General features: G+C 51.9%; 15 protein-coding genes. 10 read left to right on the top strand and 5 right to left on the bottom strand.

What is annotated here, in order from left to right:
- Positions 1-58 precede the first annotated feature (58 nt).
- A complete protein-coding gene (locus HV243_RS15305; RefSeq protein ID WP_019076523.1) occupies positions 59-928 on the bottom strand; it encodes a MurR/RpiR family transcriptional regulator in 870 nt (289 codons plus the stop codon).
- Between the two features lie 368 nt (positions 929-1,296).
- On the opposite strand from HV243_RS15305, the gene zwf reads away from it, so the two are divergent.
- The 3 genes from zwf (at position 1,297) to kdgA (ending at position 5,492) form a co-directional block, all read left to right on the top strand.
- Complete coding sequence (zwf, locus tag HV243_RS15300; protein ID WP_003034896.1) at positions 1,297-2,772, top strand: glucose-6-phosphate dehydrogenase; 1,476 nt, start codon at positions 1,297-1,299, stop codon at positions 2,770-2,772.
- A 232-nt stretch (positions 2,773-3,004) separates the two neighbouring features.
- Positions 3,005-4,816 carry a phosphogluconate dehydratase gene (gene edd, locus HV243_RS15295; protein WP_049271196.1) on the top strand — a complete coding sequence of 604 codons (1,812 nt, stop codon included), beginning with the start codon at positions 3,005-3,007 and terminating at the stop codon, positions 4,814-4,816.
- 34 nt (positions 4,817-4,850) lie between these two features.
- A complete protein-coding gene (kdgA, locus tag HV243_RS15290) occupies positions 4,851-5,492 on the top strand; it encodes a bifunctional 4-hydroxy-2-oxoglutarate aldolase/2-dehydro-3-deoxy-phosphogluconate aldolase (RefSeq protein WP_047358577.1) in 642 nt (213 codons plus the stop codon).
- Between the two features lie 66 nt (positions 5,493-5,558).
- Here the strand turns inward: kdgA and purT are convergent, their stop codons facing one another.
- A complete protein-coding gene (gene purT, locus HV243_RS15285; protein ID WP_046276424.1) occupies positions 5,559-6,737 on the bottom strand; it encodes a formate-dependent phosphoribosylglycinamide formyltransferase in 1,179 nt (392 codons plus the stop codon).
- 132 nt (positions 6,738-6,869) lie between these two features.
- On the opposite strand from purT, the gene yebG reads away from it, so the two are divergent.
- From yebG to ptrB, 4 genes are all read left to right on the top strand, one after another.
- Positions 6,870-7,160 carry a DNA damage-inducible protein YebG gene (gene yebG / locus HV243_RS15280; RefSeq protein ID WP_003833810.1) on the top strand — a complete coding sequence of 97 codons (291 nt, stop codon included), beginning with the start codon at positions 6,870-6,872 and terminating at the stop codon, positions 7,158-7,160.
- Positions 7,161-7,281: 121 nt separating this feature from the next.
- The gene (yebF, locus tag HV243_RS15275; RefSeq protein ID WP_016152770.1) at positions 7,282-7,635 is read left to right on the top strand and encodes a protein YebF; all 354 of its coding nucleotides are present in this window, start codon (positions 7,282-7,284) and stop codon (positions 7,633-7,635) included.
- A 101-nt stretch (positions 7,636-7,736) separates the two neighbouring features.
- Entirely contained in the window at positions 7,737-8,396 is a 660-nt protein-coding gene (locus HV243_RS15270) for a tellurite resistance TerB family protein (protein WP_016156220.1), read from the top strand.
- 86 nt (positions 8,397-8,482) lie between these two features.
- Positions 8,483-10,558, top strand: a complete 2,076-nt coding sequence (ptrB, locus tag HV243_RS15265) for an oligopeptidase B (protein ID WP_181603851.1) — start codon at positions 8,483-8,485, stop codon at positions 10,556-10,558.
- Here the strand turns inward: ptrB and exoX are convergent.
- From exoX to HV243_RS15250, 3 genes are all read right to left on the bottom strand, one after another.
- Positions 10,540-11,202 carry an exodeoxyribonuclease X gene (exoX, locus tag HV243_RS15260; RefSeq protein ID WP_016152773.1) on the bottom strand — a complete coding sequence of 221 codons (663 nt, stop codon included), beginning with the start codon at positions 11,200-11,202 and terminating at the stop codon, positions 10,540-10,542. The two genes, ptrB and exoX, sit on opposite strands and share 19 nt — an antisense overlap.
- A 23-nt stretch (positions 11,203-11,225) precedes the next feature.
- A complete protein-coding gene (locus HV243_RS15255) occupies positions 11,226-11,882 on the bottom strand; it encodes a carbon-nitrogen hydrolase family protein (protein WP_053389207.1) in 657 nt (218 codons plus the stop codon).
- 106 nt (positions 11,883-11,988) lie between these two features.
- Positions 11,989-12,219: a DNA polymerase III subunit theta gene (locus tag HV243_RS15250; protein WP_003034925.1), complete on the bottom strand. Its 231-nt coding sequence runs from the start codon at positions 12,217-12,219 to the stop codon at positions 11,989-11,991.
- A 143-nt stretch (positions 12,220-12,362) separates the two neighbouring features.
- Between HV243_RS15250 and yobA the strand changes: the two genes are divergently transcribed.
- Genes yobA through HV243_RS15235 form a run of 3 tightly spaced genes read left to right on the top strand, consistent with a single transcriptional unit; the run spans position 12,363 to position 13,972 of the window.
- The gene (yobA, locus tag HV243_RS15245; RefSeq protein ID WP_046276426.1) at positions 12,363-12,737 is read left to right on the top strand and encodes a CopC domain-containing protein YobA; all 375 of its coding nucleotides are present in this window, start codon (positions 12,363-12,365) and stop codon (positions 12,735-12,737) included.
- A 3-nt stretch (positions 12,738-12,740) separates the two neighbouring features.
- Positions 12,741-13,613, top strand: coding sequence for a copper homeostasis membrane protein CopD (copD, locus tag HV243_RS15240; RefSeq protein WP_053389206.1), 873 nt, complete (start codon positions 12,741-12,743; stop codon positions 13,611-13,613).
- A 20-nt stretch (positions 13,614-13,633) separates the two neighbouring features.
- Positions 13,634-13,972, top strand: coding sequence for a YebY family protein (locus HV243_RS15235; RefSeq protein ID WP_003833793.1), 339 nt, complete (start codon positions 13,634-13,636; stop codon positions 13,970-13,972).
- Positions 13,973-14,083: the final 111 nt, after the last annotated feature.

The following is a 14,083-nucleotide window of genomic DNA, read 5'->3' as shown; positions in this document are numbered from 1 at the left end:
AATATTAACGGTAAATGAACGACCCGGATGATAAAAGGGTAGAACATTGTTATTGCTTTTAGCGGTCATCACTCTTGATGAGTAATTCTTTATCAAAACGCGATTCCTTGAGCGCTTCCTTGACACGCTTCAAGTTATCTCTAAATTTTGCCCCACGGCGCAAAGTAAATCCTGTAGCCAGCACATCTATCACGGTCAGTTGAGCAAGTCGAGAGACCATGGGCATATAAATGTCAGTATCTTCCGGTACATCGAGAGTAATTGCCAGCGTTGCTTCACGCGCCAGTGGCGTGCCGGGAGAGGTGAGGGCGATAACCATGGCGTCATTTTCCCGTGCCAACTGCGCCAGTTCCACCAGACTTTTGGTTCTTCCGGTATGAGAAATAAGCACAATGACGTCATCGTCGCTACAATTCATGCAACTCATGCGTTGCAAAACAATATCGTCGGAATAGATTACCGGTACGTTAAACCGGAAAAATTTATTCATTGCGTCATGCGCCACTGCGGCAGAAGAACCGAGGCCAAAGAAGGCAATTTTTTTCGCCTGAGTTAATAAATCTACGGCCCGGTTTACCGCTGCGTTATCCAGCGACTGGCGGACGTGGTCGAGGCTTGCCATCGCTGACTCGAAGATTTTCCCCGTGTAAGATTCTACGCTGTCATCCTCATCCACATTGCGATTAACATAAGGGGTGCCATTTGCCAGACTTTGCGCCAGATGCAGTTTAAAATCAGGGAAGCCGCGGGTATCCATGCTGCGACAGAAACGGTTCACCGTCGGTTCGCTGACATTGGCTTCCACAGCAAGTGTGGCGATGCTTGAATGGATTGCCCGCTCGGGAGAGGCAAGAATAATGTCGGCGACTTTACGCTCTGACTTGCTCAACTGTTCCAGTTTTAACTGGATTTTTTCCAGCATATTCATGATGTTGGTAGACTCATGGGTCATGGGCAAAAACGATTTCAATGATACGGAGAAATCGGGGCATAATTTCGTGTATAGATATTACCCCTGCTAATGCAGCAACGGGGCAAAATGGACAGAATAGTTGTTGTTTTTTTTCATTACATGATCGGAGTCGGGTTTTCTTACGTCTTCAGGGGTACGAAAAAAGATGACTTTTTTGTCCAATTTGCGACGGCAAACGCCCATAAAGCGACTGTTCGCGGTAACAGCACGGCTGGATAAGCGTTTACGGTTTCCGGATTCACGTAAAAGCAGTACAGTGCACTGTAATAAAATTACAACCAGTGTCTGGCAAAAGCACCAGGCACTTAATTGAGGAGAATGACATGGCGGTAACGCAAACAGCCCAGGCATGTGACCTGGTCATTTTCGGCGCGAAGGGCGACCTGGCGCGGCGGAAATTGCTGCCTTCCCTGTATCAACTGGAAAAGGCCGGCCAGATTAACCCGGAAACCCGTATCATTGGGGTAGGGCGTGCCGACTGGGACAAAGCAGCCTATACCAAGGTTGTGCGTGAAGCGCTCGAAACCTTCATGAAAGAAAAAATCGACGAAGGTTTGTGGGAGACTCTCAGCGGTCGTCTGGAGTTTTGTAATCTGGACGTCAATGACACCGCCGCGTTTAGCCGTCTGGGCGAAATGCTGGATCAAAAATCACGTACCACCATTAACTATTTCGCGATGCCGCCGAGTACCTTTGGCGCGATCTGCAAAGGCCTGGGTGAAGCAAAGCTGAATGCTAAACCAGCCCGTGTTGTGATGGAAAAACCGCTGGGTACGTCGCTGGCAACATCCCGTGAAATCAACGATCAGGTCGGCGAGTATTTCGAAGAGTGTCAGGTTTATCGTATCGACCACTATCTTGGCAAAGAGACGGTCCTGAATCTGCTGGCACTGCGTTTTGCCAACTCCCTGTTTGTGAACAACTGGGATAACCGCACTATCGATCACGTAGAAATTACCGTGGCGGAAGAAGTGGGTATTGAAGGCCGTTGGGGCTATTTTGACCAGGCAGGTCAAATGCGCGACATGATTCAGAACCACCTGCTGCAGATCCTGTGCATGATTGCGATGTCTCCGCCGTCCGATCTGAGCGCCGACAGCATTCGTGATGAAAAAGTGAAGGTACTGAAATCGCTGCGTCGTATCGATCGTTCGAACGTACGTGAAAAAACGGTTCGCGGTCAGTACACCGCGGGTTTTGCCCAGGGCAAAAAAGTGCCGGGGTATCTGGAAGAAGAAGGCGCGAACAAGAGCAGCAACACGGAAACGTTTGTGGCGATCCGTGTGGATATCGATAACTGGCGCTGGGCGGGAGTTCCGTTCTACCTGCGTACCGGTAAACGTTTACCGACGAAGTGCTCTGAAGTGGTGGTTTACTTCAAAACGCCTGAGCTGAATCTGTTCAGAGAATCCTGGCAGGATCTGCCGCAGAACAAGTTGACCATCCGTTTGCAGCCTGATGAAGGTGTCGATATCCAGGTACTGAACAAAGTGCCGGGTCTGGATCACAAGCATAATCTGCAAATTACCAAGCTTGATCTGAGCTATTCCGAAACCTTCAACCAGACGCACCTTGCCGACGCCTATGAGCGCCTGCTGCTCGAAACAATGCGCGGAATACAGGCGCTGTTTGTGCGTCGTGATGAAGTTGAAGAAGCATGGAAGTGGGTCGACTCAATTACCGAAGCCTGGGCGATGGACAACGACGCGCCGAAGCCGTATCAGGCAGGGACCTGGGGCCCGGTTGCTTCTGTGGCGATGATTACCCGAGATGGTCGTTCCTGGAACGAATTCGAGTAAAATATCATCTAGCCCATAGGTGTTATTTTACCGGTAACATGATCTAACACAGATTGTAGAATAATTTTTGCACTTTTAAGCTCCGCGTGGATTCACCCGCGGGGCTTTTTTTATTACACTGCCTGAAACGATTTTGCCCCTGAGCTACGGCCAACAAGCGATTCAGCTATTTTTACCCAACTGAAACACATTGTTGATCCAACGCTCTGACAGATAAATTTTAGGAGCCTCTATGAATCCGAATTTGTTACGCGTAACACAACGTATCGTCGAACGTTCTCGTGACACACGTTCCGCCTACCTCGCCCGTATTGAACAAGCGAAATCAACTACCGTTCATCGCTCGCAACTGGCATGCGGTAACCTGGCGCATGGTTTTGCTGCGTGTCAGCCGGACGATAAGGCCTCGCTGAAAAGCATGCTGCGTAACAATATCGCGATCATTACCTCCTATAACGACATGCTTTCCGCGCATCAGCCGTATGAACACTATCCGGCCATCATTCGTAAAGCACTGCATGAAGCCAATGCAGTAGGCCAGGTTGCTGGCGGTGTACCTGCAATGTGCGACGGTGTGACCCAGGGACAAGATGGGATGGAGCTTTCGCTGCTCAGTCGTGAAGTGATTGCGATGTCTGCTGCAGTGGGCCTTTCCCACAACATGTTCGACGGCGCGTTGTTCCTCGGCGTGTGCGACAAAATTGTCCCGGGCCTGGTAATGGCTGCGCTGTCATTTGGTCATCTGCCGTCAATCTTTATTCCTTCCGGTCCGATGGCGAGCGGTCTGGCGAACAAAGAAAAAGTGCGTATCCGTCAGCTGTATGCTGAAGGTAAAGTCGATCGCATGGCGCTTCTTGAATCCGAGGCGGCGTCTTATCACGCTCCGGGTACCTGTACGTTCTACGGCACAGCGAACACTAACCAGATGGTAGTGGAGTTTATGGGTATGCAACTGCCTGGCTCCTCATTTGTACATCCTGATGCGCCGCTGCGTGAAGCGCTGACAGCGGCAGCAGCACGTCAGGTAACACGTCTGACCGGCAACGGCAATGAATGGATGCCGATCGGTAAAATGATCGATGAAAAAGTGGTAGTGAACGGTATTGTGGCGCTGCTGGCGACCGGGGGCTCTACCAACCATACGATGCACCTGGTGGCTATGGCGCGTGCGGCCGGGATTCTGATTAACTGGGATGATTTCTCCGATCTGTCCGATATCGTGCCGCTGATGGCGCGTCTGTACCCGAATGGTCCGGCAGATATTAACCACTTCCAGGCGGCGGGTGGCGTGCCGGTGTTAATGCGTGAACTGCTCAATGCGGGTCTGCTACATGAAGATGTGAACACCGTTGCCGGATTCGGTTTATCCCGCTACACCATGGAACCGTGGCTTAACGAGGGTGAACTGGACTGGCGCGAAGGGGCAGCGAAGTCTCTGGACAGCAACGTGATCGCCACCTTTGACCAACCATTCTCCCACCACGGCGGCACCAAAGTGCTGAGCGGTAACCTCGGGCGTGCGGTGATGAAAACGTCGGCGGTACCGGTAGAAAACCAGATTATTGAAGCACCGGCAGTTGTCTTTGAAAGTCAGCATGATGTCTTACCCGCGTTCGATGCGGGTCTGCTTGACCGGGATTGCGTGGTGGTTGTGCGCCATCAGGGACCAAAAGCGAACGGAATGCCAGAATTACATAAACTCATGCCGCCACTTGGTGTATTATTGGACCGTTGTTTCAAAATTGCGTTAGTTACCGATGGACGACTTTCAGGTGCTTCAGGTAAAGTGCCTTCAGCAATCCATGTAACCCCGGAAGCCTATGATGGCGGGCTGCTGGCAAAAGTACGCGATGGCGACATCATTCGTGTGAATGGACAGACAGGTGAATTGACGCTGCTGGTGGATGAAGAGGAACTTGCCTCCCGTCAGCCACACATTCCTGATCTCAGCGCATCGCGCGTGGGTACGGGACGTGAAATGTTCAGCGCGTTGCGTGAAAAGCTGTCCGGTGCGGAGCAGGGCGCAACCTGTATCACTTTTTAAGACTTATTTTGTAATCAGGCGAGAGAAAACTCTGATGAAAAACTGGAAGACAAGTGCAGAAGCAATCCTGACCACTGGCCCGGTTGTACCGGTTATCGTGGTTAATAAACTGGAACACGCGGTGCCAATGGCAAAAGCGCTGGTTGCAGGGGGCGTGCGCGTTCTGGAAGTGACCTTACGTACCGCATGTGCGATGGATGCCATTCGCGCGATCGCAAAAGAAGTTCCCGACGCTATCGTGGGTGCGGGTACCGTACTGAATCCACAACAGCTGGCTGAAGTCACTGAAGCGGGTGCGCAGTTTGCTATCAGCCCGGGCCTGACCGAGCCGCTGCTGAAAGCTGCAACTGAAGGCACTATTCCGCTGATCCCAGGCATCAGCACCGTGTCTGAACTGATGCTGGGTATGGACTACGGTTTGAAAGAGTTCAAATTCTTCCCGGCGGAAGCCAACGGCGGTACTAAAGCGCTGCAGGCAATTGCGGGTCCGTTCTCTCAGGTCCGTTTCTGCCCAACCGGCGGTATCTCTCCAGCGAACTACCGTGATTACCTGGCACTGAAAAGCGTGCTGTGCATCGGTGGTTCCTGGCTGGTTCCGGCAGATGCCCTGGAAGCTGGCGATTACACACGCATTACCAAGCTGGCTCGTGAAGCAGTAGAAGGCGCGAAGCTGTAATAACGCAAAATGCCCGGTAATCATTACCGAGCCTGCGAGTCTGAAACGGGCCATCTGGCCCGTTTTTTATCCTGCGACTTTCACCTGTGCCGCCGCGTCTTTCGCGCGTGTCACCGCGTCTTCAATACTCTGCGCTGTGGCCAGCACAACGCCCATACGACGGCTCCCGTCGATGTCCGGCTTGCCGAAGAATCTGACTTGCATACCTGTGCCCACAGCGGCCTGTACGTTATCAAACGTGACATTCTGGCTGGTAAGCTGCGGCAGAATAACGGCGGAAGCAGAAGGCCCATACTGACGGATTGCGCCAACCGGCAGACCGAGAAATGCGCGTACATGCAGGGCAAACTCAGACAGATCCTGCGAAATCAAGGTCACCATACCCGTGTCGTGAGGGCGAGGGGAAACTTCGCTGAAAATGACCTCATCACCGCAGACAAATAGCTCTACCCCAAACAGACCGTGGCCGCCCAGCGCCAGCACCACCTTACGGGCAATCTCCTGCGCTCGAGCCAGCGCCAGGTCACTCATCTGCTGCGGCTGCCAGGATTCGCGATAATCGCCATCTTCCTGACGATGTCCTACCGGTGCGCAGAAATGTACGCCATCAACGGCGCTGACGGTAAGCAGGGTGATTTCAAAATCAAAATTCACTACGCCTTCGACGATAACGCGTCCGGCACCTGCTCGGCCGCCTTGTTGAGCATAATTCCAGGCTTCAGTGAGTCGGTCGGCGGAACGGATAAAGCTCTGTCCCTTACCGGAGGAACTCATTACCGGCTTCACGATGCAGGGATAGCCGATTTCTGCGACGGCCTCGCGAAAGCGGGCTTCGCTGTCAGCAAAGCGGTAAGAAGAGGTCGGTAGAGATAATTCTTCGGCGGCGAGACGACGGATTCCTTCGCGGTTCATGGTCAACTGCGTCGCCCGGGCGCACGGCACGATGTTTTGACCGTCCTGTTCCAGTTTTACCAGCATATCCGTGGCAATCGCCTCTATTTCCGGCACGATATAATGTGGTTTTTCACGCTCGACGAGCTGGCGTAAAGCATCGCCATCCAGCATGTTGATTACGTATGAGCGATGGGCAACGTGCATGGCTGGCGCGTCGGGGTAACGATCCACGGCAATGACTTCCACACCCAGGCGTTGGCATTCAATCGCCACCTCTTTACCCAGTTCACCTGAACCTAATAACATCACTCGCGTTGCTGCGGGACGCAGCGCTGTGCCTAATAACGTCATAAATTAATCCCCTGTTTTATCTGGGCGCAGTATATACGAAAACGTTTGCGTCTGTCTTTATTACCAGGTTGATTTCAAGGTGCAAAAAGAATATACTGTACATAAATACAGGTAATTTAAGAGGCTGCAAAAATGGCGGTTGAAGTTAAATACGTAGTCATTCGGGAAGGTGAGGAAAAAATGTCGTTTACCAGCAAAAAGGAAGCCGATGCGTATGACAAAATGCTTGATACAGCAGATTTGCTCGACACATGGCTGGAGCAATCGCCGGTAGCGCTGGAAGACGAGCAGCGCGAAGCGCTTTCCCTGTGGCTGGCTGAGCAGAAAGATGTGCTGAGCGCCATTCTGAAAAACGGCAAGCTGCCCTCTCCGCAGGCCGTCGAAAACGATGCGCACGCTGAGGATGATACTCAGGCTGCCTGAAACGACTTGCGCTCCTGACGTTTTGTACCATGCTTTTCCCTGAATCATTGTGCAATCCCTGACGTCTTTTCACGTTGCAACAGGCAACCTGAAGGACGAAGGGGAGATTAAGGAGAAAAGAATGTATAAAAAAAGAGCGTTGTTGAGCCTGCTGTTGTTATCTGCCAGCGTATCTGTATTTGCGGCAAATATGGAAAGCAAGAAAGTTCAGTTCCCCAAGTGCGAAGGACTGAATGCTGACGGTATCGCGGCGAGCGTGAAACGTGATTATCAGCAAAATCGCATCGCGCGCTGGGCTGACGATCAAAAACGCGTCGGGCAAGCCGATCCTGTCGCCTGGGTCAACACGCCCGATATTACGGGTAAAGATGGGAAATGGTCAGTTCCCCTCACGGTTCGCGGTAAAAGCGCGGATATTCACTACCAGGTAAAAGTCGACTGCAAAGCCGGAACGGCGGAGTATCAGTCGCAGTAACGAAGGTAGAAGGTATTTGCACTTCTTTTGATGACCTGAACACTTCCTGACATCCCCTCGGGTACGCTTTGATGATTATTCGTCTGTACTTGAGGGGCAACATGGCTAACTGGCTGAATCAACTTCAATCTCTTCTTGGGCAAAAAGGATCTTCCGCGTCATCTTCTGGTGAGCAAGGGCTGAGTAAACTTCTAGTTCCCGGCGCGTTAGGCGGTCTGGCAGGATTACTGGTTGCCAACAAATCTTCACGTAAGTTACTGAGTAAATACGGCACCAGCGCGCTTCTGGTGGGCGGCGGTGCGGTTGCCGGTACCGTGTTATGGAACAAATACAAGGATAAGGTTCGCGCGGCGCATCAGGGTGAGCCGCAGTTCGGTGCACAAAGCTCGCCGCTGGATGAGCGAACCGAACGACTGATCCTGGCGCTGGTTTTTGCGGCGAAAAGCGATGGTCATATTGATGCCAAAGAACGTACCGCCATTGAGCAGCAGCTCCGTGAAGCAGGCGTGGAAGAGCAGGGCCGTGTTCTGATCGAACGTGCGATTGAACAACCGTTAGATCCTCAGCGCCTGGCTCAAGGGATCCGCAACGAAGAAGAGGCGCTGGAAATTTACTTCCTGAGCTGTGCGGCGATTGATATCGACCACTTTATGGAGCGTAGCTATCTGAACGCGCTGGGCGATGCGTTGAAGATCCCGCAGGATGTTCGTGAAGGCATTGAACAGGATCTCAAGGAACAAAAACAGGCTTTACCGGGTTAATTACTTACCGTTAAGGTGCATGTTTCGCTTGCATCATTGCTGTCTTTTGCCACCCTTATAGGATGTTTAAGCAAAAGAACAATGACATGCTACCAAAAGCTTCTCGTATTCCCCACGCCATGACGAATCATGGCGATACCCGCGTTGATAATTATTACTGGCTGCGAGATGACACCCGCTCGCAGCCAGAAGTGCTGGATTATCTGCAACAAGAAAATGCGTATGGCCGCCAGATTATGGCCTCGCAGCAGGCATTGCAGGATCGCGTCCTGAAAGAGATTATCGACCGTATCCCGCCTCAGGATGCTTCCGCCCCCTATGTGAAGAATGGTTATCGCTACCGGCATATTTATGAACCGGGATGCGAATATGCCATTTATCAGCGTCAGTCTGCCTTCAGTGAAGAGTGGGATGAATGGGACACCTTGCTGGATGGTAACCAGCGCGCGGCCCACAGTGAGTTTTATACGCTGGGGGGACTGGCGATATCTCCGGATAACACCATCATGGCGTTGGCCGAAGATTATCTCTCTCGTCGGCAATATGGCGTGCGTTTTCGCAATCTGCAAAGCGGTAACTGGTATCCGGAAGTGCTGGAAAACGTTGAAGCGGATCTGGTCTGGGCGAATGACTCGCAAACCTTCTATTACGTGCGCAAACACGCAACGACGCTGCTCCCGTATCAAGTGTGGCGACATACCGTCGGCTCGCCGTCATCACTGGATGAGCTGGTGTATGAAGAAGCCGATGACATGTTTTATGTCAGTCTGCATAAAACGACCTCGTTACATTATGTGGCTATTCATATCGCCAGCGCGACCACCAGTGAGGTTTTGCTGCTTGACGCAGAACTGGCGGATGCCGAGCCGTTAGTCTTTTTAGCGCGACGTAAAGATCACGAGTACAGCCTCGATCACTATCAGCATACGTTTTATCTGCGTTCCAACCGGCAGGGTAAAAATTTCGGCCTGTACCGTACCCGTGTGCGTGATGAACAAGCCTGGGAGACGCTGATCCCGCCGCGCGACAGCGTCATGTTGGAGGGCTTTACGCTGTTCACAGACTGGCTGGTGGTGGAAGAGCGTCAGCGGGGCTTAACCAGCCTGCGACAGATTAATCGTAAAACGCGCGAAGTGGTCGGTATCGCTTTTGATGATCCGGCGTATGTGACATGGCTTGCCTATAATCCAGAACCTGAGACATCGCACCTGCGTTATGGCTATTCCTCCATGACCACACCGGACACGCTGTTTGAACTGGATATGGACACCGGAGAGCGTCGCGTACTCAAACAGACGGAGGTCCCAGGGTTTGATGCGGCGAACTACCGTAGCGAACACGTCTGGATCACCGCGCGTGATGGCACCGAGGTTCCGGTTTCGCTGGTTTACCATCAAAAGTATTTCCTGAAAGGGAAAAATCCGTTACTGGTCTACGGCTATGGCTCGTATGGCGCCAGCATGGACGCCGATTTCAGCAGCAGCCGCTTGAGCTTACTGGATCGCGGCTTTGTTTATGCCATTGCTCATGTGCGTGGCGGCGGCGAGTTAGGACAGCAGTGGTACGAAGACGGTAAGTTTCTGCTCAAGAAAAATACCTTCAATGACTACCTCGACGTCTGCGACACGCTGCTAAAAATGGGTTATGGCGCGCCTTCGCTGTGTTATGGCATGGGGGGGAGCGCCGGAGGAATGTTAATGGGTGTTGCCATTAATGAGCGCCCAGAACTCTTCCATGGCGTCATTGCGCAGGTGCCTTTTGTCGATGTGGTGACCACGATGCTGGATGAGTCCATTCCCCTGACGACCGGTGAGTTTGAAGAGTGGGGGAATCCGCAGGATGAAGAGTATTACACCTACATGAAAAGCTACAGCCCGTATGACAATGTTACAGCGCAGGATTATCCTCATCTGCTGGTTACGACGGGATTACACGACTCCCAGGTGCAATACTGGGAACCAGCAAAATGGGTGGCAAAACTGCGCGAGCTGAAAACGGACGATCGTCTGCTGTTACTCTGCACGGATATGGATTCCGGGCATGGCGGAAAATCCGGGCGTTTTAAATCATACGAAGGCGTGGCCATGGAATACGCGTTTTTGATCGGACTGGCGCAGGGGACACTGCCTGGGCAGGCATCTGCTCAGGCGTTATCCAGATAGTGCTTTAGCGTTAAGCGCAGCTCCGGGCTCATACTGTCGAGGTTATTAAATAACCAGCGCAGATAGCCCGGATCGCGTTCAGCCACTTCTGATACAGGTTTTCCGCGGTACTTGCCGAAAGTGAAAGTAGTGAGTAACGCAGGACGGCCGGTAATATCGACCATCTGTTCTGCTGACCAGCCTGACGTTTGTATGATGTCGATCAGCAGTGCCGCGGTGATGTAGCAGTCGTACAGGGCACGGTGATGATGCAGGCCAGCTGGCGTCTGCACGCTCAGCTTGCGCGATTTATACAGCGCCATGTTGCTGTATTTGATTCCTGGCCACAAACGACGGGAGAGTTTCATGGTGCAAATCCACTCCCCGGGCATGTCGGGTAATACGCGGCGATCAAAACTTGCATTGTGCGCCACGTACCATTCACTGCCGTAATATTGTGGGATGACATCTTCAATCCATGGCTTATCGGCCACCATCGCTTCCGTAATGCGATGAATTGCCATCGCCTGAGGGCTGATGGGGCGGTCAGGACGCACCAGGTGGCTCATGGGATTGACTATTTTTCCGTCAACCACATCGACAGAAGCAATCTCAACAATGCCTCCCTGCAGACCACAGGTTTCTGTATCTATTATGCGCAACATGCCATGCTCCTGACCCAAAACGATTAGCGTAAAGGAATGATATCACCTTGCCAACCCCGTGGCGTGCGTTGACCGGTTAAGAGTAAGGAACCGCTGTCTGCGCGAACAATCAATCGACCTTGCTCATCCCATAACGCGCTGCTGCCACGCGCATTTGCCATTAATACCGCAATGGCAAATTTATGCGAGAAACTCTGTAGACGAGATGTGGAGGAGAGCAATTCGGGCTCACTGACAGACTGACTGCTGGTGAATAGCGAGTACGCCGGGTCGATATCGATACCTTCCGGCTGGCTATCCACAACGCTGATGGCATTTTGCTGTCTGGCGATACAGGCCCCGTGGCTCTGATGAAACATTAAGGGGGAGGTCATCCAGGGAGAGAAAAGCGCGATACCTTTTACGAACCGATTGTTATGTTCTACCGATAGCCCCGTAATAATCGTCATGCGATAAGTCACGGCTGCATGCGCGATAGGTTCTAACAACGCTTCATCGGGTGGGGCAGGGAGCGCGTCATTCTCATCAACACAACCCAACAGGGAAAGGGAGGGGAAAACCAGCAATTCACATTGGCATTGAGCGGCTGCCTGAATGAATTGCAGGTGATGCGCGACATGTTCGGTAACTGAGGTTTGAAGAGGTTCGTACTGTGCTGCTGCGATTTTCCAGTGTGACATAATGATTTCCTTTTCATAGTGTCTACAACCATCTTTAAAGTATAGATTAAGAATATACTTATACTGTAGCAGGCATCATGTAAGGAATCGTAACGTAATATAAGTTTTATTTAACTTTAGGCTCGTAGGGTAAACGTGAAAGGGAAACGGATGCCAGACGGTGCGCGATCAGTCTTTCCCGAAACCAGTCGCGTAAATGTTCGGGCTGTTCACGCTCAACGACTTCGGCAACAACCGGCATGTTGTATCGCTCCTTAAATGCGACACCCGCCGCGGCCAGGTCAACATTGACCTTATCCATTTCAGCTTGCTCAAGTTTGGCCAGATTGATGTTCATGGGCTTCTCCTTTTCTCTGTCTTTCGGCGCGCAAAGTTACTAAGAGTGTGCATTAATGGCAAGACCGAAATGATGATTCTCGACTCGATCATTGTAGAAGGTTATTCTCTATAGATTAGACATAACAAAAAGGAATAGTTGAAATGGCTTCATCTGCATCTATGCTTCGCAACGCTCTCATCGTACTCGCCAGCGTACTGGCAACTCCCGCCGCCCTGGCTCATGCTCACCTGACAAAACAAAGCCCGGCGGCTAATGCCGATGTTGCGGTATCTCCTCAGGCGTTGACGCTGAATTTCTCTGAAGGTGTCGAGCCGGGATTCAGCGGCGCAACGCTGACAGGCCCAAACAAAGAACAGATCAAAACGGGTAAGGCATCGCGCAGTGAACAGGACAAAACACAACTGATTATTCCGCTTGCTCAAACGCTTGAGGCCGGAAAATATACTGTCGACTGGCACGTCGTCTCCGTGGATGGCCATAAGACAAAGGGGCAATATACCTTTAGCGTGAAATAACCGATGCTGGAATTTACCTGGGTTGCACTACGGTTTATCCATTTTACCACGTTGATGCTGGTGTTTGGCTGTGCGCTCTACGGCGCATGGCTGGCTCCCGTTTCGGTTCGTCGTTTAATGATGCGTCGTTTTTTGCGTCTACAACGACATGCCGCAGCGTGGAGCTTTATTAGCGCGACGCTGATGCTGGCGATCCAGGGTGGTTTAATGGGCTCAGGCTGGCGGGATGTTATTTCTAGTGACATATGGGGCGCCGTGTTGCAAACGCAGTTTGGCGGCGTGTGGTTATGGCAGATTATCCTCGCACTGGTCACGCTGGTGGTGGTAATTATAGTACCGCGCAGCATGCCGCGACTGCTGTTAATGCTAACGATTGCGCAGTTTATTTTGCTGGCTGGCGTCGGACACGCGACGCTGCATAGCGGTATCGCTGGTGCAATCCAGCAGGTTAACCACGCCTTGCATTTGGTATGCGCTGCCGCCTGGTTCGGCGGTTTGCTGCCCGTACTTTACTGTATGCAAATGGCGCAAGGCCGCTGGCGGGAACAGGCCATCAATACTATGATGCGTTTCTCCCGCTACGGGCATCTTTTCGTTATCGGAGTTTTACTTACCGGCATCCTGAATGCGCTGTTTATTGTTGGTTTTTCTGTTCCCTGGCACATGGCTTACGGGCAACTGCTTTTGTTAAAAGGTGCTCTGGTGATGCTAATGGTGGCGATTGCGCTGGTGAATCGGTATGTTCTGGTACCACGCATGCGGCAGGATAACCGCAGTATGACACTCTATTTTGTTTGGATGACTAAGCTGGAATGGGGAATTGGGGCCGTTGTGCTGGCGATTGTCAGCCTGTTTGCAACCCTCGAACCTTTCTGATTGATGGATTGGCGAAACGCATGAAAAAAATCATTATCTCGTTATTACTACTGGCAAGTTCAGGGGCCGCGCTGGCTGCGCCACAGGTCATCACCGTCAGCCGTTTTGAGGTTGGCAAAGATAAGTGGGCGTTTAATCGGGAAGAGGTGATGCTGACCTGCCGTCCGGGTAACGCGCTGTATGTCATCAATCCCAGTACGCTGGTGCAATACCCATTGAATGATGTTGCCAGACAGCAGGTAGAGAGCGGGAAAACTACGGCGAAGCCAATCGAGATTATCCAGATTGACGACCCGGCGAAACCGGGCGAAAAAATGAGCCTCGCACCGTTTGTGGAGCGTGCAGAAAAGCTCTGCTAATTGTCAGATGTAGCGTTCTGATTTCCAATAAAAAACCGCAAGGCTCTCTCAGGAGAACTTGCGGTTTTTACGTTTGGATGTGTGACAATCGTCCTTTTTTTCAGGCCTCTT

Origin of the sequence: Citrobacter sp. RHBSTW-00599 (assembly GCF_013784065.1) — a bacterium.
In the GTDB taxonomy this organism is placed as follows: Bacteria; Pseudomonadota; Gammaproteobacteria; order Enterobacterales; family Enterobacteriaceae; genus Citrobacter; species Citrobacter braakii.
Note: the sequence above shows the minus strand (reverse complement) of the source record. Positions and strands in the feature narration are given on the sequence as shown.